The 20146-nt window shown below is 69.3% G+C and carries 19 protein-coding genes and 2 pseudogenes; 14 read left to right on the plus strand and 7 right to left on the minus strand.

The window, feature by feature from the left end; all coding sequences use genetic code 11:
* Positions 1–2: 2 nt before the first annotated feature.
* The 3 genes from ACWD5O_RS29045 (at position 3) to ACWD5O_RS29055 (ending at position 2733) form a co-directional block, all read left to right on the plus strand.
* On the plus strand, positions 3–755 hold the full coding sequence (locus ACWD5O_RS29045) for a FadR/GntR family transcriptional regulator (protein ID WP_450087226.1): 753 nt from the start codon (positions 3–5) through the stop codon (positions 753–755).
* 242 nt (positions 756–997) lie between these two features.
* Positions 998–1237 carry a hypothetical protein gene (locus ACWD5O_RS29050; protein ID WP_450087227.1) on the plus strand — a complete coding sequence of 80 codons (240 nt, stop codon included), beginning with the start codon at positions 998–1000 and terminating at the stop codon, positions 1235–1237.
* 188 nt (positions 1238–1425) lie between these two features.
* Positions 1426–2733, plus strand: a complete 1308-nt coding sequence (locus ACWD5O_RS29055; protein WP_450087228.1) for an MFS transporter — start codon at positions 1426–1428, stop codon at positions 2731–2733.
* A gap of 352 nt (positions 2734–3085) precedes the next feature.
* Here the strand turns inward: ACWD5O_RS29055 and ACWD5O_RS29060 are convergent, their stop codons facing one another.
* Entirely contained in the window at positions 3086–3535 is a 450-nt protein-coding gene (locus ACWD5O_RS29060; RefSeq protein WP_450087229.1) for an ATP-dependent DNA helicase, read from the minus strand.
* The gene (locus tag ACWD5O_RS29065; RefSeq protein ID WP_450087230.1) at positions 3532–4629 is read right to left on the minus strand and encodes an integrase core domain-containing protein; all 1098 of its coding nucleotides are present in this window, start codon (positions 4627–4629) and stop codon (positions 3532–3534) included. Before ACWD5O_RS29065 ends, ACWD5O_RS29060 begins: the two co-directional genes overlap by 4 nt.
* A gap of 140 nt (positions 4630–4769) precedes the next feature.
* Between ACWD5O_RS29065 and ACWD5O_RS29070 the strand changes: the two genes are divergently transcribed.
* Positions 4770–5243, plus strand: coding sequence for a hypothetical protein (locus tag ACWD5O_RS29070; protein ID WP_450087231.1), 474 nt, complete (start codon positions 4770–4772; stop codon positions 5241–5243).
* A 434-nt stretch (positions 5244–5677) separates the two neighbouring features.
* Here the strand turns inward: ACWD5O_RS29070 and ACWD5O_RS29075 are convergent, their stop codons facing one another.
* The 3 genes from ACWD5O_RS29075 to ACWD5O_RS29085 all read right to left on the minus strand — a co-directional run bounded on the left by ACWD5O_RS29075 (position 5678) and on the right by ACWD5O_RS29085 (position 7921).
* Positions 5678–7033, minus strand: coding sequence for an IS4 family transposase (locus ACWD5O_RS29075; RefSeq protein WP_450087256.1), 1356 nt, complete (start codon positions 7031–7033; stop codon positions 5678–5680).
* A gap of 496 nt (positions 7034–7529) precedes the next feature.
* The gene (locus ACWD5O_RS29080; RefSeq protein WP_450087232.1) at positions 7530–7724 is read right to left on the minus strand and encodes a hypothetical protein; all 195 of its coding nucleotides are present in this window, start codon (positions 7722–7724) and stop codon (positions 7530–7532) included.
* A complete protein-coding gene (locus ACWD5O_RS29085) occupies positions 7724–7921 on the minus strand; it encodes a PadR family transcriptional regulator (protein WP_450087233.1) in 198 nt (65 codons plus the stop codon). Before ACWD5O_RS29085 ends, ACWD5O_RS29080 begins: the two co-directional genes overlap by 1 nt.
* A 48-nt stretch (positions 7922–7969) precedes the next feature.
* On the opposite strand from ACWD5O_RS29085, the pseudogene ACWD5O_RS29090 reads away from it, so the two are divergent.
* Positions 7970–8420: pseudogene (locus tag ACWD5O_RS29090) on the plus strand (IS701 family transposase); the annotation flags it as partial.
* A 147-nt stretch (positions 8421–8567) separates the two neighbouring features.
* Positions 8568–9671 (plus strand): winged helix DNA-binding domain-containing protein, encoded by a 1104-nt coding sequence (locus tag ACWD5O_RS29095; RefSeq protein ID WP_450087234.1) that lies wholly within the window; start codon positions 8568–8570, stop codon positions 9669–9671.
* 559 nt (positions 9672–10230) lie between these two features.
* Here the strand turns inward: ACWD5O_RS29095 and ACWD5O_RS29100 are convergent.
* Positions 10231–11007, minus strand: a pseudogene (locus tag ACWD5O_RS29100) (transposase family protein).
* A gap of 350 nt (positions 11008–11357) precedes the next feature.
* Between ACWD5O_RS29100 and ACWD5O_RS29105 the strand changes: the two are divergent.
* The 8 genes from ACWD5O_RS29105 (at position 11358) to ACWD5O_RS29140 (ending at position 18920) form a co-directional block, all read left to right on the plus strand.
* On the plus strand, positions 11358–12050 hold the full coding sequence (locus tag ACWD5O_RS29105; RefSeq protein WP_450087235.1) for an ABC transporter ATP-binding protein: 693 nt from the start codon (positions 11358–11360) through the stop codon (positions 12048–12050).
* A gap of 101 nt (positions 12051–12151) precedes the next feature.
* Positions 12152–12361 carry a hypothetical protein gene (locus ACWD5O_RS29110; protein WP_450087236.1) on the plus strand — a complete coding sequence of 70 codons (210 nt, stop codon included), beginning with the start codon at positions 12152–12154 and terminating at the stop codon, positions 12359–12361.
* Between the two features lie 91 nt (positions 12362–12452).
* A complete protein-coding gene (locus ACWD5O_RS29115) occupies positions 12453–12914 on the plus strand; it encodes a hypothetical protein (RefSeq protein WP_450087237.1) in 462 nt (153 codons plus the stop codon).
* Positions 12915–15293: an FtsX-like permease family protein gene (locus tag ACWD5O_RS29120; RefSeq protein ID WP_450087238.1), complete on the plus strand. Its 2379-nt coding sequence runs from the start codon at positions 12915–12917 to the stop codon at positions 15291–15293.
* A gap of 55 nt (positions 15294–15348) precedes the next feature.
* Positions 15349–15918 carry a TlpA disulfide reductase family protein gene (locus ACWD5O_RS29125; protein ID WP_450087239.1) on the plus strand — a complete coding sequence of 190 codons (570 nt, stop codon included), beginning with the start codon at positions 15349–15351 and terminating at the stop codon, positions 15916–15918.
* Between the two features lie 73 nt (positions 15919–15991).
* Positions 15992–17812 carry an ABC transporter ATP-binding protein gene (locus ACWD5O_RS29130; protein WP_450087240.1) on the plus strand — a complete coding sequence of 607 codons (1821 nt, stop codon included), beginning with the start codon at positions 15992–15994 and terminating at the stop codon, positions 17810–17812.
* A 23-nt stretch (positions 17813–17835) separates the two neighbouring features.
* Positions 17836–18303: a signal peptidase I gene (lepB, locus tag ACWD5O_RS29135; protein ID WP_450087241.1), complete on the plus strand. Its 468-nt coding sequence runs from the start codon at positions 17836–17838 to the stop codon at positions 18301–18303.
* A gap of 11 nt (positions 18304–18314) precedes the next feature.
* On the plus strand, positions 18315–18920 hold the full coding sequence (locus tag ACWD5O_RS29140; protein WP_450087242.1) for a MauE/DoxX family redox-associated membrane protein: 606 nt from the start codon (positions 18315–18317) through the stop codon (positions 18918–18920).
* A gap of 380 nt (positions 18921–19300) precedes the next feature.
* Here the strand turns inward: ACWD5O_RS29140 and ACWD5O_RS29145 are convergent, their stop codons facing one another.
* Positions 19301–19495: an imine reductase family protein gene (locus ACWD5O_RS29145; RefSeq protein ID WP_450087243.1), complete on the minus strand. Its 195-nt coding sequence runs from the start codon at positions 19493–19495 to the stop codon at positions 19301–19303.
* Positions 19496–20146: the final 651 nt, after the last annotated feature.

Consider the following 20146-nt stretch of genomic DNA (forward strand, 5'->3'; position numbering starts at 1 on the left):
CGATGGATCCGTTGCTTGCGCCGCTCGAGCGAGCGAAGACGTACGAGCTCGTCGTCCAGCGGGTACACGACGAGATAGTCGCCGGACGCATCAAGCCGGGTGACCGGCTTCCAGGTGAACGTCAGCTCAGCGAGACGTTGCAGGTCAGCCGGGCATCGGTGCGCGAGGCAGTGCGGGTGCTGCAGGCGCAGCAGATCGTTCGCACCCGACCGGGCACCGGTCCCGAGTCCGGGCTGATCGTCGCCGTCAATCCTCGACGCGCCCTTTCCGAACTGCTGCGCCTGCACGTCGCGTTGAGCGCGTACCAGGTCGCCGACGTGTTGGGGGTCCGGCTGGCGCTCGAGGAGCAGGCGGTTCGCCGGCTCGCCGCGCGCGCTGCTCAAACGGACTTTGGCCCGGTGGAAGCCGTGCTCGAACAGATGTCCGCGCCGGGCATCGACCCGTACACCTTCCATGCTCTGGACACGGACTTCCACCTGGAACTGGCCAGGGCTGCCGAAAACCACTTGCTCGAAGACCTGATGCAGGCGCTGCGCGACGCCGTCCGCCGTTCGATGCTCGACGCCTTCGAGCAGAAGGAAGACTGGCCGGCGTTCCGCTGCGACCTTGTCGCCGAACACCGGCTCATCCTGACGGCGGCGCGCTCCGGTGATCCCGAGAAGGCCGCGGAGCTGATGCGCCAGCACGTCGACGGCTTTTACGACGTGCTCCACGCGGAAAGGCCGACGGGCGCCAGCGGCGCCGGCGAGAGCTGAGGAACCGCGCCGGCGTTCTACCGGGTCGCCTCTCACGTCATCGCCGTTTCTCCCCATTGCAGGGCGCCCGCCTAGGTGCCCGGGCGGGATCTCCGGCTCGGTCGGCCTATGGCGAGGCGGACTCACGCTGCACCGTTGACGGGACAGACGAGTCTTTCGGAAACCGTTGACCCGTCGTGGCCTACCGGTTAGCTTGGTCAGACCAAACTTAGGGCTGACCAAACGGCTCCGGAGGAAAGTACGTGAACGCCGACCCAGAGATGGCCGAGGATCGTCGCCTCGCGACCGGCGACTGTACTCGCTACCAGGAGGAGGACCTCCTCCCCGCCGACGACGTCGATTCCGCGGTGCTGGAGAACCCAGTCGACGCCGCAGCCCGCAGGACCCATCTCGGCCCGGCACGCTTCTACGCCCCCACCATCACCCTCGGCAGCCACACGGTCTTCCGCAACCGCCGCGCCCTTTCCCTCGACGCCGCGTGATCCACCTGCGACGACATCGCCTCTCCGAATATCGAAGCCCGCCGCATCGCCGCTGACAAGCCTACTGCCAGAAGGACGTCCGGAGGCGGGGCCAACCCCCATACAGGTATCCCACCCCGAGGAGCAGCATGCGAGGAGCAGTAGCAGACCAGTCGGCAGGCCAGCGCGCCCCGTCACGCCGTACCGTCGTGCTCGCCAGCGCCATCGGCACCACTATCGAGTGGTACGACTTCTTCATCTACGGCCTCGCCGCGAGCCTGGTCTTCAACACCCAGTTCTTCACCAAGTCCGACCCTGCGACGGGCACCATCATCGCCTTCGCGACGTTCGCGGTCGGGTACCTCGGACGCCCGGTCGGGGCGCTGATCTTCGGGCACTTCGGCGACCGGGTCGGCCGCAAAACCGCGCTGGTCACGACAATGATGATGATGGGCATCGGTACCTTCGCGATTGGCTGCCTGCCCACCTATGCGCAAATCGGCGTGGCCGCGCCCATCCTGCTTACAGTGCTCCGGATAATCCAGGGAATCGGTATTGCCGGAGAGTGGGGCGGCGCCGTGCTGCTCGCCGTCGAGCACGCGCCGCCGAACCGAAGGGGCCTGTACGGCAGCTGGCCACAGATCGGCGTTCCCGTCGGGCTACTCCTCGCGACCGGCGCCTTCACGCTGCTCACCAGCGTGATGAGCGACGCGGCATTCCAGGCCTGGGGTTGGCGGATCGCCTTTCTGCTCTCGGCCGTTCTCGTTGTCGCGGGTCTGATCATCAGGCTCCGGATCCTTGAGAGCCCGGCCTTCCAGCAGCTCAAAGATGGCGGGTCGGTATCGCGGACGCCGATCCTCGAGGTCGTGAGGCATGCGAAAAAGCCGGCGCTGCTTGGTATGGGGACGAAGTGGGCGGAGGGAGTCGCGTTCAACACCTGGGCCGTGTTCTCCATCGCGTACCTCTCCGGCACACTCGGCCTGCCCAAGAGCGTCGGCCTCATCGGAGTCATGATCGCCGCCGCGGTCGCCGTGTTGTTCATCCCGATCTGGGGCTACGTCTCCGACCGCACGAGTCGCCTCCGCGTCTACGGTGCCGGCGCGCTCGTCCTCGGGCTCAGCGCGTTCCCGGCGTTCGCCATGTTCGGAACCGGTTCGCCTGTCGTCATCACCGTGACGCTCATCGTGGTGCTCGGCGTTGCATATCCATTGATGTTCGCACCGCAGGCGGCGCTCTACTCCGAACTCTTTCCGGCTCACATGCGATACAGCGGCATCTCTATTGTGTTCCAGTTCGCCAGCATCGTCTCTAGTGGCTTCACGCCGCTGATCCTGGCTTCGCTGCTGGCACGCGGCAACGGTTCGTACACACTCGTGGCCGGATACATCGCCGCGGTGGCGGCGGTGTCCACCCTCTGCCTGGTGGCGTTGCGGCGGGTACGCCGGTACACCGATGAACCGGCCGACACCACGGCCAATTCGGGTTCGGCCGCGGTACCGGAGTTGGCCAAGCGCTGAACCACTGTGGAGGCCGGCCGCGTCCCTCGGCAGGCCGCGCCAGCCTCGCTAGCACCCGGCGTCAACTAGCGCGGACGGCCGGAGTTGGCCGGTCACGACCGGACACCGCCGGACTCACGAAAGAGGCTCCTGACCCCGTATCGGGGGTCAGGGGCCTCTTTGTGGTGGTGTTCCAGGTGACGGTGCAGGTGGGACGGGTGGCCACAGCTCGGGGCGGCGAGGCCGGCGAGCGGCGGCCACGGGCAGCACCGTGCGGCCCGCCAGGGCGATCACGAGCGTCGGGCTGGGGCGGCCGTGGTCGGGTCCGGTAGCCCGGGCTACAGGCTGGTGAAGCGAGCGACAATCGGGAGTGTCAGGTAAGGCGGTGGTCGAGGGCGGTGTGGCGGCGGCCGGCGCCGACGGTGCGGACGGCGGCGGCGAGGGCGCGGCGGGAGCCGACGAGGACGACGAGTTTCTTGGCGCGGGTGACGGCGGTGTAGAGCAGGTTGCGTTGCAGCATCATCCACGCGCTGGTGGTCAGGGGGATGACGACGGCGGGGTACTCGGAGCCCTGCGAGCGGTGGATGGTCATCGCGTAGGCGTGGGCGAGTTCGTCGAGTTCGTCGAAGTCGTAGTCGATGCTCTCGTCCTCGTCGGTTCGCACAGTCAGGGTTTGTTCCTCGGGGGACAGGGCGGTGACGACACCGACGGTGCCGTTGAACACGCCCGCTTGGCCCTTGTCATAGTTGTTGCGGACCTGGGTGACCTTGTCGCCGATCCGGAAGACCCTGCGCTTGCCGAAAACCTCGTCCACGCAGGTCACGCAGCATGCTGGTACTCGTGGAGGATGCCGCCGAGGCGATCGCGTCTTCGTATGTCGAGGCGGGCGATCTTGTTCGGGTCGGGGACCTGCGCGGGCAACGGGTACAACGGGCGGGCGTTGGCGATGCCTTGGTGAGGCCGGTGGGAGTTGTAGAAGTCCTCGAACTCCCTCAGGGCGTGGAGGAGATGCCGCTGGTTCCAGATCAGGGTGCGGTCCAACAGTTCACGCCGGCAGGTCTGCACCCAGCGTTCCATGATCGAGTTCATGCGGGGCATCCGGACGCCGCTGAGCACGACGTCGATGCCCGCGTCTTTGAGAACGGCGTCGAACGTGGTCGGGAACTTTCCATCGCGGTCCCGGATCATGAACCGCGCCCGGGAGCCGGCGTCCTCGAGGTCCATGACGAGGTTCTTCGCCGCTTGCGCCACCCATGTGGCGGTCGGGTGCGCGGTCACGCCCAGGACCCGGACGCGTCGGTTGGCGTGCTCGATCACCGCGAGCACGTACAACCGCGCTCCGGTCAGGGTGACGGTCTCGACGAAGTCGCAGGCGAGCAGGGCGTCGGCTTGGCAGCGGAGGAAGTCGGCCCAGGTGGTGGAGGTGCGCTCCGGCGCCGGGTCGATCCCAGCCTCGTTGAGGATCTCCCACACGGTGGAGGCGGCGACCTCGATCCCCAGGACGAGCAGTTCGCCGTGGATGCGGCGGTAACCCCAGCTGGGGTTCTCCCGAGCCAGGCGCAGCACCAGGGCGCGGACGGAGCGGACGGTGCGTGGCCGGCCCGGCCGTTTTGGCCGGGAATTGGCGGCGTGGCGACGCGCGAGGAGGTCGCGGTGCCAGCGCAGCACCGTGTCCGGGCGCACCAGCAGCCTGAGCCGATGGAGCACGCCCAGCGGAAGCCGGTGCAGCAGCGCGGCCAGGAACGCTCGGTCGCTGGGGGAGAACCGCGGCCGGGTCTTGCCCAGCTGTCGCTCCAGGACCGTGATCTGGTGGCGCAGCGCCAGGATCTCCACGTCCTTGTCCCGGTCGCTCATCGGAAGCAGCCGCAGTAACGCGAACGCGTTCGTCACACCGAGATAGGCCAGTCGAAGCAGCACAGCCGATCATCATGCCGCGGGTGGGAGAGACAGTCGGGAGAGGAACCGGCTCCTGCGCCCGCCGTCAGGATCCGCTTACAGCTGGTCCCACCTGGGCGGATGAGGTTTTCGGCAAGGGCACCGCCAGCAGGGCGCCCGACATGTGGAGCGAGGGGGTGAGGCCCCAACTCATCAACGATGAGGGGATCGCGGCGGGGATCATCTCGGGGCTGACCCTGCTGGCTCGTCATGCCCGAGATCGAACGGCGGCCGGGGGCACGGCGCTGATCCGCGCGCAGCTGTACCCGGTCTCGGCGATGCGACCGACCACCATCGGACACGCCCGCCAATTCGGTTTCGGCGAATCGCGGACGGGAGATCAGTACCAGACAGCGGCCGAGCCGGCCGAGGCCGCCGCGCCCCTCGACGACCTAGCCCAGCCGGGTCCCCGGCTCATCGAAGCCTCGGCTCTGCTGCTCAACGAACTCGGCCATGCGTTCGGCGTACCGGTGATGGGCCAGTTGTCGCGCGACGGCCGGGTGCGGCGACGCTACTGGAGCGCCCGCGGCTGGCAGGCAATGATCGTGGCCTGGGCCGAGAAGAACGGCATCACAGTGACCGACGAAACCATGTGATCGCTCGACGGCGAGCTGGGCTTACCTCCGGATCTCCCGCCGGGCGTGCATCGCCGCGCCCGTGCCGATCAGATCGGTCCGACTATCGAGCAGTATCAGCACCTCGGCCGACTCGCGCAGTGCGAGGCCTACACCACCCGCTGACGCCGCCGAGCCAGAGCACGTCGCCGGGCTCGCCAGCCCGACACCCACCACCACCGCAGTTTGACCCGAGCCCACAAGCCTGCGCGCCGGTAGGGCTCGACGTCGTACCCGTACCAACCATCCATGCTGCTCACCCTACGGCCGGTACCCCAGCAGCGACCGCCTGGTGGCCGAGCGCGATGCTCCTGCTGTGCGCTCGCATCCGATACGTGCTGTCCACCACCCCTCGCTGACATGCCCGCCCGGAAGACTAGACGCAACGCCGTTCAGTTAGGGGTGTGGCTGGTTGGTCAAGGGTCGCCGGTGATGACGTCGATGCTGGTGGTGGCCTTGTAGGTGCGGCGGTCGATGTTCGGTCCGCGGGCCTGGTACTTGGAGTTCGAGCGTTTGATCATGCGGGTTTTCGTTCGGACGCGGCGGTCGGGTAGCAGGTTCGCCAGGACGCGTTCGCCGATGACGCCGACGAGGTCGATGACGGTGTCGGCGATGACGCCGGCGGCCTGCGTGATCTGGTCGCGGGCGGTGTTGAGGGCGGTGGTGAAGCTGGCCCGGTCCGGGTCGAGGCCGGGTCGGCTGTCGGTGGCGTCGACCATGGCGGTGCGCAGTAGTTGGTAGACGATCAGCAGGGCGTGGATCTCCTGATCGATACCGTCGGGGGTGCGGGCGCGTAGGACCCGGCCGCCGAGGATGGTGGACTTGAGTTCCAGGTAGGCGGTCTCGATTTCCCACCGCTGGTGGTAGAGGCGGACGAGGTCGGCGGCCGGGTAGTGGTGCGGGTCGAGCAGGGTGGTGATCAGCCGGTAGTCGCCGCTGTGGTGGCCGGCCGTGGTGGTGATGCTGATCCGGGCCTCGATCACGCGGATGTGCTGGCTGCCGATGACCGATAGCCAGGATCCGTCGTGACAGCGGCGGATCAGCGGGAGTTTCCGGCCGCTCTTGCAGCGGATCAGCAGGTCGGCTCCGGTCGCGGTGAACGCGGTGATCAGGTCGGCGGCGGCGTAGTTGCGGTCGGCCAGCAGCAGCATCCCGGCGCGGAGGCTGCGGGCCAGCTGTTGGGCTTGGGTGATCTCGCCGGTGGTGATCGGGTCGAACACCGCGTCGAGCACCGAGCGGGTGCCACAGGCCAGCAGGGCACTCAACCGCAGTGTCGGGTAGCCGGAACCGCCGTGGTTACCGCGTTGTTTGGCATAGCGGCGCAGGTTAGCCGGCGAGTCCGCGACGGCCAGTACGGTGCCGTCGATAGCGACCGGCAGCAGGCCACGCCAGCGGACGTGCCCGACGGCCGTGGTCGCGGCCGGGCCGCGCAGCAGGTCGAACAATGCCCGCAGCGGGGACGGGCCGAGTCGTTGCCGGGCCTGCCGCAGAGCACTCACGCTGGGATCGGGCACCGGCAGCCCGCGCAGGCCAGCGACGAGTTTCGCCCACACCTGCCGATAGCCGAGACCGGGGAACAGACAACCGGCCAGCAGCAGATAGACCACGACCCGGGCCGGCAGTGACCGGATCCGTCGCTGTCTGCGCCGGGTCGCGGCCAAGACGTCATCGATCATCTCGAACGGGATGAGCTGGGTCAGCTCACCGAGATGACCGGGCGCGAACGGTCCGGCGGCTACCGTGACCGTACGTGTTGTGGCAATCTGATCCACCAAGCGGGGTTCCTGGTTCGGGTTGTCTTGGAGTGACAAACCTTGATACCGGAGCCCCGCCTCTCACTCCCTGATCAACACACCCCTTGACCAGCCACGCCCACGCCTAATTGAACGGCGTTGAGACTAGACGACCTTGCACAGCACTAACACATACGACGCAGCGCGCATGCCCTGCGCCACAGCTGACACCTTCCGTGATCGCCGGCCCGCCGGCGGGTGCGGTGGACGCCAGAGCGGCGCCCGCCTGGTCGGCCCCACCGATGCAGGTGACGTCGCATCTGCGCCAACTGCGGGGTGATCTGCGTACCGCAGGGCGCCACCTGGGTCCACCCCGAGCCGTGGGCCACCCTCCCCCTCCTCGTGCCCCTCGCACCACTTCTTGTGCTGCTCCTGCTCGCCGGACATGCCGGCTCCCTCTCTCCGCCACCGTGGCGGCCACCGCGCAGGCTCGGCGTACCGAGCCCCACGGAAGCTGTCAGGCGTCCGCTCGTTGCTACCTCCTGGGGTTGATCATGAAGACAAGGAGCAGGGCCAGCAGGGCGATGGTCACTATCGACCAGCCGGCGAACTTCAGCACCGCGATCGCGCCGTCCCGGGTGCCGGGGATGATCAGGCAAAGGGCGAGGCTGATCAGCGCCGTCCGGAGGGGCCTGAACTTCGGCTTCGGATTCTGCTCTGGTTCAGTCATCAAGTTTCCTTCTCCGCAGCGGCCAGCGGCTCCTGCGTGGAGTGTCGGCCCTCGTCGGTCAGTCGGAAGTACCGGCGCCGAGGCCGGCTCGTCACGGTGTCGGCTTCCTCCCACCGGTCACTGAGCCAGCCGCCGTCGAGCAGCCGGTCCAGGATGGGGGAGATGGTGCCGGTGGGCAGCCCGGTGCTCCGCCGCACGCCCGCTGATGTTGACGCTGGGTTCGTGGGTCAGTAACCGTGGTGCGGCGCAGCCTGCTGATCAGGCGCAACATCTCCACCGGAGAGCTGGCCTTCTACCGCTGCTGGACCCCGCAGCCGTCCACCCTCGCTCGGCTCGTCCGGGTCGCCGGCATCCGCTGGACCGTCGAAGAAGCGTTCCAGGCCGCCAAAGGTCAGGTCGGCCTCGACCAGCACCAGGTCCGACGCTGGGACTCTGGCACCGCTTCACCACCCTCGCCCTGGCCGCCCTCGCCGTCCTGGCGATCTACGCCGCCGACGCCGCCGACGACCCCCTCCGGAGAGCGGATTGATCAAGCTGACCGTCAACGAAGTCCGCCGTCTGATCAACACCCTGATAATCGAGCCGATCCGTGACCTCACCCACCGTCTGCGCTGGTCACAGTGGCGCCGCCACCATCAAGCCCGAGCCCGACGAGACCACTACAAACGACGTCTCAACCTCGAGCTTCAGCCATGATCCCGAACGGCGGAGGCCGTACTAACTGGTGCTGAGCGTGACGGCCACGTCGTCGCCGCCGCAGGTGACCGCGCCAATGATCCGGTCGACGGGGAAGGCGCCACCGTGGTGAGACACCAGGCGACGCCCCCGTGAAATGATCCACGTATGCTGACCCGCCGCGATCTCAATCGTGCCCTGCTCGCGCGGCAGCTGCTGCTGGAGCGCTCGCCGCTGGGCCCGCTGGAGGCGATCGAGCATCTCATGGGCCTGCCCGCCCAGGCGCCGAACCCGCCCTACCTCGGGCTGTGGACGCGGCTGCGGCGGTTCCAGATCGAGGACCTGTCGGCACTGCTCACCTCCCGCGCGGCTGTCCGCACCGCGCTGATGCGGGCCACGCCGCACCTGGTCAGCGCCCGCGACGCCACGGACATCCGGCCGCTCCTGCAGGCCGTGCAGGACCGCCACTTGGGCCCGTCGGGGCGCGAGCGGCTGCGCGGAGCCGACCCCGGCCGGGTCGCCGCCGCGGGACGGGCCCTCGTCGAGGAGCGGCCGCGCACCATCAAGGAGCTCGGCGCGGAGCTCAGCGCACGGTGGCCCGACGCCGAGCCCGCTGCGCTCGGCGCGGCGGTGCGCGCGGGCGTGCCGCTGGTGCAGGTGCCGCCGCACGGGCTGTGGGGCGCGGTCGGGCAGCCCGCGTACACCAGCGCCGAGCATTGGCTGGGCGCCGGCGGCGGCCCGGGGACGACGCTGGACGACCTGGTGCTGCGGTATCTGGCGGCGTTCGGCCCCGCGACGGTGCAGGACGTGCAGGCCTGGTCGGGGCTCAGCGGGCTGCGCGAGGTGACCGACCGGCTCGGCGACCGGCTGGTCGCCTACCGCGACGAGGACGGCGCCGAGTTGCTCGACCTGCCCGACGCCCCGCTGCCGCACCCGGACACCCCGGCGCCGGTGCGCTACGTCGCCGACTTCGACGCGATCGTGGTCTCCCACGACGACACCAGACGGATCATGGACGACCGGGACCGCCGCGACGTGTTCGGCGTGCCCGGCGTCATCCCCGGGACGGTGTTGGTCGATGGGTTCGTCCGGGCCATCTGGAAGATCACCCGGCGGAAGGGCGCGGCGACGCTGGTCGTGCGGCCGCTGTTCCAGATCCCCACCCGCGACGTGCACGACCTGACCGAGGAGGGCGAGCGGCTGCTCGCGGTCGCCGCGCCCGACGCCGTACACCGCGACGTGCGGTTCAATTCCCGCTGGCCGCTGAGGTGAGGAGCGACCCGTCCTTCGATGCGCCGTGAATGCGCAGTGTGGGGGTGCGATGAGTCGTGAACGGGTCCCGACGGTGCCCCCGTTTACCCCCCGAAAACCCCGTCCTGACGCTCACAACCAGTGACAAGAAGAGATCAACGCCTGGCTGCGTCTGTGCAGGTAAATGACCACTTGCGGCAAGCGATGACAATCTCGGAGTGGCTACGGTCGGTAACAAGGGGTCGTCGGTTCGAATCCGGCCGTCCCGACCGGTTGACCTGGGGAGATGAAGATCTTCTCCGGTAACGGCGGTAACATCCGGTAACGGATGATCTTTGTTGGCGGTAACCGCGTGGACGGTTGGCCGCCGGCCTGCTCGGCTTGGAACGCTCTGACCTGCCGCTTCATCTGCGTTTTCGGATGAGGCGGCATTTTGGTCTCTTGATTCCGCGTTAAGCGGTGAGCATGAGCACCCGCCTGGTTCACGGGATGCTGCGTTGAAAGGGCGCGTCCCCTTTGGACCAATCAGATTCCGTGTCGCCCAGGTGGATTTCCCCGGCATCGATCCCTTGAGCCCTTTTTATCCTGAGTAGCGGCTGGTCTCGACGCGGTGCAGAACGAGGATGGCCTGCACGATCGCGGTCGCGCGGCGGGGACAACAGCGCAGCTTGGCCAGGATTTTCCAGCACTTGAGGGTGGCGATAGCGTGCTCGCCGCGGGCGCGGATACGGGCGTGCGGTTGACGGCCTTCTGCCGGCGGGACAGCTCTGGCCGGTACCGGTGGCGCTTGAACGGCGTGCGCACGCTCCCGCCGGCTCCTTGGTAGCCCTTGTCGGCGAACGTCATCACGTCGGCGCCGCTCAGCGCGTCGATGATGCCCTGAACGCGGGCGGCGCTGAGGTCATGGGTGACGCCGGGCAGCGCGACCGACGCCCAGACCAGGCGACCTGCGGCATCCGCGATGACCTGCACGTTCACGCCGTGCCGCTTGTGTTTGCCGGAGTAGTAGGGCTTCTGGTCAGCGACCCGGTCGATCGGATCAGCGTGCCGTCGAGGATCGCGTATGCCAGCTTGCGGATGCGGTCCATCGCTGTGGCCAGGTCGTCGGAGGCTCCGGCGAGCAGGTCGACAGCTTCGTGGACGTAGCGCCAGGCGGTGGCGACGCCGATGCCGAACCCGGCTGCGAGGCGGTGTAGGTGTCGCCGTTGCGCAGGTGAGCGAGGGTGAGCAGAGCCTGCCGGCCGGGGTCCAGGCGCCGCCACCGGGATCGACGTTGCCGGCGATGGTTACGGACAAGATCGGCGAGGTGGTTCAGGGTTCGGCTGGACAGCGGGATCGTGGCGGGGTAAGACAGCACGGCGAGGCTCCCGGTCGGGGCATCGGATCTTGGTCGACTGCTGTCTTACCTGGAGCCTCGCCCTCATCGATCCCCGGGATGCTCGCCCCCACCGTAACCAGCATGATCACGATAAAAGGGCCCAGTGGTCTTCCGCGAGGTGCTGTAATCCGTACGATGCTCATGAACCAGACGCACGTTAACGGTTGATCGATCGACGGTCGCTCATGTAGTTTCACTTGTCATGCCGAGCAATACGGGGGCTGGGCGATGACAGAGTTGCTCTTGCATTTTGGATTCCTGCGCGCATCCATCGCTCGCACCGGAGGTGGACCGGCCACCGCCGTCGCGCTGGCATCGCCCGGTGCCCGATGAACGCCAGCGTCGAGACCACCGGTCGGGGAGCGGCCATCCGGGTGGCCGACCTGGTCAAGCGGTTCCGCTCGGGCGACGAAACGATCGTCGGCGTGGACCGGATCACCCTTGACGTGCCGGCGGGCGCCACCGTCGCGGTGACCGGCCCGAGCGGTTCTGGCAAATCCACCCTGCTGCATCTGATCGGCGCGATCGAACGCGCCGACGCGGGCCGCATCGAGGTCGACGAGGTGGCGGTGACCGGCCTGTCCGGCAGGCGGCTCGCCGACTACCGCAGAGGGACCGGTTTCGTCTTCGAACGATTCCACCTGCTGCCCGCGCTGTCCGCGCTGGACAACGTTCTCGCGCCGCTGCTGCCGTTCCGGGCCGGGCCCGACGAGGTCGACAGGGCCCGGAACCTGCTGTCCGAAGTGGGGCTGGCCGGCCGGGAGCGCGCCATGCCCGGACAGCTTTCCGGCGGTCAGCAGCAGCGGGTTGCCATCGCGCGGGCCCTGGTCGGACGGCCCCGGCTGCTGCTGGCCGATGAACCGACCGGCAACCTGGACTCGGCCACCGGCGCCGGAATCATCGATTTGCTCTGGCGGCTACGCGACGAGCACGGCATGACCCTGCTCATGGCGACCCACGAGGCGTCGCTCGCGGACCGCTGCGACCGGACCGTCGAGATTCACGACGGACGGATTGTCTAGCGCCGACGCATCGGCGCGGAAACGGGGGTGAGGCGATCGGGAACCGACAGCGTCATGAATTCCTACAACGCTCATCGACAGCTCGATCAGAAGGAGTGGAAATGGTACGAATGCTCGAAGCGACAGCGGACCGGGTGCTCAGCATGTTCGTTCCGAAGCTGACGGCACAGGCGGCCAGCACCGCCTGCAGCTGCTGGACGGAGTACTGCAGCTGCACCAGCGGTTACGTCCGGGTCCGGGACTGCTGCAAGGGCTGCGATAGCACCGGTACGACCTGCGGCTACTGCCGCACCACCACCACGCGCTGCTGACCCGACGCACGATCGCGATCACGACGCCGTCCCGGCCGGCCGTAGGTCGGCCGGGACGGCCCGTACTGCCTGAGCGGAGAAGCTCCCACCCATGTTGCGGATGGTCTGGTCACAGCTACGGCACACCCGCGGCCGGAGCCTGGCGGTGTTCGCCGCCGTGCTGGTCGCGACCACCGGGTTTACCGTGCTCACCGGTGTCGCAGCCACCTCGCGGCTGGTCGCCCGCGGCTCCATCGACGGCCAGTTCCGGCCGTCGTACGACATCCTGGTCCACCCGTCGGGGCCCGCCGGCGGTCTGCTGCACCAGGACCGGCCCACCGCAGCCTACGGCGGCATCACCCTGGACCAGTGGCGGCGGATCGAGCGCATCCCCGGGGTCGAAGTGGCCGCCCCGTTGGCGGTCCTCGGGCTCGCCGACATCCGACCCGACCTGCGGGTCGACGTGACCGACCAGGTCGACCGGACAGCCGAGCGGCAGGTCATCGAGGTCGCCCCACGGATCAGCGCAGATCGTGGGCTGAGCACGCTCGGCGCCGCCCCCACCTACGTGTAGGTGTCCCGCCGACCCCTGCTGCCACTGTCCCAGATCAGCGGCGACCAGCGCGTGTTCGTCTACACCGACGGCACCCGCATCGACCAGACCACCTCCGCCGCCGAGTGCCCCGGCACCGGTGGGGGAGGCGCCCTGGAGGTGCAGCCCGACGGGCGGCGCCTGCAGGTGTGCGCGACCGCCGTGGGCAGCTTCGAACCGGGCACCCGACGGACCAAGATCAGCGCGCTGCAGGCCTACCAGTTGCTCCCCGACGGCACCTTCCGGTTGGCGTCGGTGATCACACTCGGCCGCCCCGCCGCCGCCATACCCGCCACCGCCCGACTGGAGCTCCGGCTACCCGCGGTCGTACCGATGCTCGTGGCCGGGATCGACCCCGCGGCCGAGGCACGTCTGGCCGGCCTGAACCGGGCGGTACGCCAGGGCCGCTACCTGACCGGCTCCGACACCATCGGCCCCGCAACCAGGAGCCCATCGACGTCCCCGTTCACACCGGTTGGCCCGGCAGGCCGGGCACTTCCGGTACTCGCCGCCACGGACCTCGCGGTGGACGAGCAGATGAACCTCGCCGTGTCCCGACTCGCGGGCCAGACCGCCCGGCGGGTACCCGGCTCCACCACAGAAGCGCTGTGGCCGCTGCTGCACGACTCGACCAAGACACCCCCACAGGCGGCCGCATACGACCTGGGACAGCTCTACCGTGCCCGACTCGACACCGCCCTGGCCGGCAACACCCCCCTGTCCGGCGTACAGACCCTGCTGCGGCCCGCACCACCGGCCTACACACCACAACCCGACGGCACCGGCCGGATACTGCCCCGGGCCGGTGAACCCGGCTCCACCGACCAGGCCATCGACGACCTGTGGCGGGACGCCTGGTTCAGCACCGGCGGCGTCGGCACCGGAGAGCCGATCATCCTGAACGGGCAGAGCGAGGAGTGGTCGGTCACCCCCGTGGGCAGCTTCGCACCTGACGCCCTCCCCACCGCCGGCGGCGCCGCGCAGCAGGCCCTCGACCTGTATCGGCCGGCCGCACCGGTGGGCGGCGACCCCCGTACCCGGCAACTGCTCGCCGACCGTCCACTACTACCCGGCGACGATCCGCTGGGCTACCCGCCCCGCCCACCCCACCTGCTGACCACCCTGACCGCCACCCACGATCTGTACAAGAGCGTCAGGTCACCGGCGGCGGACACACCGCTGAGCTCCGTCCGGGTCCGGGTAGCGGGCATCGACCGGTTCGACGAGGTGGCCCGGGAACGCGTCCGGCTCGTGGCCGACGAGATCGTCCACCAGACCGGACTGACCGTCGAGATCGTGCTCGGCGGCTCCACCGTACGCAGCCCCGTGCTGCTGCCCGCCAACCATCTCGGCCGTCCCGACCTGACGGTGGCCGAGGCCCGCACCCGCAAGGGCGTGGCCGCCGAGATCGTCACGGCCGTCGACCGCAAGAACATCATGCTGCTCGGACTGCTACTGGTGGTCTGCGCCCTGCTGGTCGGCAACGCGGTGTCCACCGCCGTCCGCGCCCGCCGCCGCGAACTGGCCATACTGGCCTGCGTCGGCTGGCCCGGCTGGCGACTGAGCCAGCTGGTCCTCACCGAAACCACCACCCTCGGCCTCGCCGCGGGCCTGCTCGGCGCCGGCCTGTCCGGGCCACTCGGCCACCTGGCCGGCGTCCAGGTCTCCGGCACCGTCGTCCTACTGTGCATACCGATCGCGGTGCTGCTCACCGCGGTGGCTGGCGCGCTACCGGCGATCCAGGCCGCCCGGACCCGATCAGCCGAGGCACTCCAGGCAGCCCCCGCGCCGGCCCGACGGTCCGCCCCACGGCGGACCTTCGCCGGACTCGCCGTGGCCAATCTGGTACGGGCACCCGCCCGCACCCTCGCCGGAGCGGTCAGCCTTGCCGCCGGTGTCGGCGCGGTCACCTTGATCGCCGCCTCGCTCTGGGCGTTCCACGATGGCATGGTGGGCTCCCTGCTCGGCCAGGCCGTCTCCGTGCAGGTACGCGGAGTGGACCTGGTCGCGGTCGGTGGGGTGCTGCTGTTCGGGCTGCTCAGCGTGGCCGACGTGCTCTACCTCAACGTGCGGGAGCGGTCAGCCGAGTTCGCCACCCTCCGGGCCGTCGGATGGCCGAACTCCGCACTCAACCGGCTGCTCGTCTACGAAGCCCTCGGCGTCGGGGTGCTCGGTTGCGTCCTCGGGACCGTGGCGGGCCTCGGATCGGTGGCCCTGCTGGTCGGCCACCTCGACGGCCGGCTGGCGGTCCTGGCGCTGGCCGTGACCGCCGGAGCGCTGCTGCTGACCGTGCTCGCCGCCCTGGTCCCGGCGATCCTCATTCGCCGGCTCCCGACCGCCGCCCTGCTCACCGAACAATGACAACCATCGAACCGGACGACCAGCCGGCGGCCGGATCGACCCACGGGGAGGAACCATGACGTACCTGGTGACCGCACTGGTCGTAGTCGCGCTGTTGTGCCTGTTCAACCTGCTGCTCTCCTTCGGCATGATCCGACGGCTGCGCCAGCACACCGAACTGCTCAACCGGCCGCTGCACGAGCCGGCAGAACGGGACCTGGTCCGCCCCGTCGGGTCCACCGTGGGGGAGTTCGCCACCACCACCGTTGACGGCGAGCCCGTGTCCCGGGATTCGGTCGGGGCCGCAGCCCTGATCGGTTTCTTCTCCGTGACCTGCCCGGCCTGCCGGGAACGCAAGCCGGACTTCCTGGCCGGTGCCCCCCGGTACGCCGCCGCCGGCTGGACCGTCCTCGCCGTCGTGGTCGGTGACCCGGCCGCCTCGGCCGAACTGGTCAGCGAGCTACGACCCGCCGGGACGGTGCTGGCCGAGGATGTCGGCGGACCCGTGGGGGAGGCGTTCACCCTGACCGGCTACCCGGCCTTCGTCCTGGTCCGGGACAACCAGATCGTCGCCAGCTCGTTCGACTTCCACCAGCTGCCACCCGCCGAGGCACCGGTCGCGTCGGCGACCGGGCTGGCCTCCTGACCGTGACCCGACCGACCCTCCGCCGCCGCTCCTGCCGGCGCGCCGACTCCGGCAGGACGGCGGCGGGAACACTGTGGCGCGCCGCGATCGGCGCCACCTAGCCGCCCGTTCCTCCCCGCCGGTGCTGGCGGCGGTGCTGGTGCTCACCCTGCTCTCCGGCGCACTGCCGATCGCCGCCGCCTGGCTGACCAAACTCGTCCTCGACCGGATCGTCGACCACCAGCCGGGAACGGCCGACCTCATCGGTCTGGCGCTGGGACTGGCCGGCGCCAGCCTGATCGTCGGAGTGATGCCCCACCCACTCCGGTATCTGCACGCCGAACTGGGACGGCGGATCGCCCGCACCGCCCAGGACCAGCTGTACCGCGCGGTGAACGGCTTCACCGGGCTGGCCCGGTTCGAGGACCCCCGGTTCCTCGACCGGCTCCAACTGGCCCAGCAGGCCGGCGCCGGTACCCCGGAACAACTCGTCGCCGGCTCAGCCAACCTCCTACGCGGTGTCGCCGTGGTGAGCGGCTTCCTCGGCTCCCTCGTGACGATCAGCCCCACCATGGCGGTGGCCGTCTCGCTGGGGGCGGTTCCGGTACTGCTGGCCGAACTGTGGCTGTCCCGCCGCCGCGCCGAAACCGCACTGCAGGTCAGCCCCTACGACCGGCGCGAATTCTTCTACCGCAACCTGCTGTCCAGCCTCCAAGCGGCGAAGGAGATCCGCCTCTTCGGCATCGGTGACTTCCTCCGGGACCGGATGCTCACCGAGCGAACCCGTTCCGACCAGGCCCGCCGCAGCATGGACCAGCGGGAAGCGCTCATCCAGACCCTGCTGGGACTACTGGGCGCCGGCATCGCCGGGGCAGGGCTGGTCTGGGTGGTCCAGGCCGCCGGCACCGGCCGACTCACCATCGGTGACGTGCCCATGTTCGTCGCGGCGCTGGCAGCCGTTCAGGGCGGCCTGGCCGGCATGGTCACCGACGTCACCACCACCCACCACAACCTGCTGCTGTTCACCCACTACCAGGCCGTGGTAAACGCCGGCCCGGACCTGCCCGCCCCGGACCGACCGGCCGTCCTACCACCGCTGCGCACCGGCATCGAGCTCGACGACGTCTGGTTCCGGTACGACGATGACCAGCCATGGGTGCTGCGCGGGGTCACCCTGACCGTCCGGCACGGCGAGGCACTCGCCCTGGTCGGCGCCAACGGCGCCGGCAAGAGCACCCTGGTCAAGCTGCTCTGCCGCTTCTACGACCCGACCCGAGGCACCATCCGCTGGAACGGCGTGGACCTACGGGACATACCGGCCGCCGAGCTGCGCCGACGGATCGGCGTGACCTTCCAGGACTACATGCACTACGACCTGACCGGAGCGGAGAACATCGGCCTCGGCGACCTGAACAGCCTGCCCGACCGGGCGCGGATCGAGAACGCCGCCCTTCTGGCCGGAATACACGACACCCTCCGTACCCTCCCGCACGGCTACGACACCCTCCTGAGCCGAACCTTCATGAGCGGCGCGGAGAACAACACCGTACGAGTGGGCGTGACCCTCTCCGGCGGACAGTGGCAACGACCCGCCCTCGCCCGCGCATTCCTGCGGAACCGCTGCGACCTGCTGATCCTCGACGAACCGAGCGCCGGCCTCGACCCCGACGCCGAAGCGGAGATCCACCACGCCATGCGCGAGCACCGGGCCGGCCGGACCACTCTCCTGATCACCCACCGGCTCGGTGCGGTCCGCGACGCCGACCTGATCGTCGTACTACGGGACGGTCGGGTGGCCGAAACCGGCCGACACGACGACCTGCTGGCCGCCGACGCCCAGTACGCCCGCATGTTCGTCCGGCAGGCCAGCGGCTACCGCGAACCCGACCCGGCACTGCCGCAGGCGGCGGAGTGATCCCGCTCTACTGGGGTACGGCAGTGACACTGCTGGCCGGCGCACTGGTCGGCTGGTGGCTGCGGCGACGATTCCTGCTGGTCACCGTCGAAGGGCGCAGCATGGAACCCGGCCACCGGCACGGGGACCGGGTCCTGGTCGACCGGCGCCGCACGGGCAGCGTCCACGTCGGCGACGTCGTGGTGATCGATCGGGACCACGCATCGGACCGACCGGGCCAACCGATGATCAAACGCGTCGCGGCGCTGCCCGGTGACCGGGTACCGCCCGAGGTGTGCGCCTTCCAGCACTGGCCGCTGCAGAGCCGAGTGCCTCCCGGCCAGCTGGTCCTGCTCGGCGACAACCCGGCCGGCAGCCTCGACTCCCGCCAGCGCGGATTCTTCCCCACCAGGCAGCTCCTGGGGGTGGTCGTCCGCCACCTGCACCGGAACCAGCAGTTCCACACCGACCAGGATGGCGCGCGGAAATTCTCCAGCGCGGCGGAGAAATGACGGAGGCTGTCATGTCGTACGTGTCGCTCGGACTGCTGGCAGCACTGTGGTGGGTGTTCACCAGCTCCAGCTGGAGCAAGATACGCAGCCCTGCGGACCAACGCGCGTTCGCCGACTCACTACGCCCGCTGCCGCTACTGTCCGCACGCCTGGTGAGCCCGGTAGCCCTTCTCGTCACGACCACCGAACTCGGACTCGTACTCGGCACCGGCTGGTCGATGGTTGCCCTGACGGCCGGCTGGCCCGCCGCGCGACCGGTCGGGGCGCTCGTGCTCGCCGCCACGTTCCTGCTACTGACGGGCCTCACCACCGGCGTGATACTGGCGGTGCACCACGACACGGGAGCACGCTGCGCCTGCTTCGGCGCCACGCCACAGCCGCTCGGGTGGCGACACGTCACACGGAACACCATCCTGCTCGCGACGACCATCGCTGCCGGGGTGACGGTCGCGGTCACCCGACCCCATCCGCTAGCGCTGGCGGGAGCGCTGATCAGCGTCGCGGCCGGATGGACCAGCGCGCTGATTCTGGTCCGGCTCGACGATCTGGTGGACCTGTTCCTACCCACGCCCGCCACCGGCCAGGCCCGTCCACCCGCCACCGACCCTGACGACTGACCCCTCGAGTCCGGTGGCGGCAGATGCTGAGGGATCACTCCACAGAAATCTCGGGGGCGATCGCCAGGTCGCCCGGAACCATGTCGGCCGGGACGTCCGGAGAGGCCGCTCGTCGTTAGCGGCCTATCCGGACCCTGGCCCGACTTGAGCGGGTCCGCGACGGCGGGGTTCAGCAGCGTTCCGGTGTCCCTGGCTGCTGGTGCTCCTGGACCCGGCGGACGCGTTCGTCGGGAGCCATGGCATCGAGCTGCGACGGCTCTGGTGCGGCCAGCTCGGCCGAGGCGTTCGGGTGGTCGGCTACGGCGAGAAGCTGGGCGAGCCGGGCGTAGCTGTCGCCACCGTAGCCTGCCTCGACGGCTCGGTCGATGATCGTGTACGGCCTACAGTGGGCTGGTGTCGATGCCGCGAGCGGCGGCGGCGTCGCTGACGTGGGCCACGGCGGAGCCTGCGGACGCGACGCTGGAGACGTCGGCGGGAAAGCGGCCGGCAGCAAGCTGATCGGCAAACCGGTCGGCCATGTGGCCACTGCTGAGGTTGACGAGCGTGCCCCTGGGCCAGTCGGCGAGGTCGGCCACGCTGGCGCGGACAGCAGCATAGTTGATCTAGAGGGGCCGGCCAGGCGACCCGTCGACAAACTCGAGAGAGCCGTTTCCTAGGATGGTTACAGGGAGTGCGGTCCTCCATGGAACTACCTGGACTCGATGTCAGGGCGGGTTCTTGACCGGGCGCCGTAACGAATCCGGTAACGAGTCGAGGCCGTCGACCCAGGAGTGGTTGGCATGAGGCAGCAGTGGATGCCACGAAGGGACGCCGTTCTGTCCGCATCTGCGGACGTATCAATCGGTTCTGACATGCCGTGACAGAATCGTTGCGAAACTGGGGGTCAAGGGGTCGTCGGTTCGAATCCGGCCGTCCCGACAGCGAGAGGGTTTCCGCAGGTCAGAGCCTGTGGAAACCCTCGTTTTCGTGATTGAGTTGGTCAAGGCGTCTGTGTGCCGGGTGCTCGTGGAGCCCTTGACTCGGCGGATCCCTCGACCCTGCGGGTCCTAAAGCCCGCACTGCGGACGGCCGGCCTGGCATCTTTCGTTCGGCCCTCGGCCGTTGCGCTGGTCAGCTGCTGGTCGTGCACGTTCTGGGACCGGATGCCGTACTCCGACGCGCCGAGGTTCAGGTCCGTCTTGCAGCAGCCTCCGGCTTTGCAGCCGACGATGCCTTCGGATGACGCG

It is taken from the genome of Micromonospora sp. NPDC005161, from assembly GCF_053599855.1.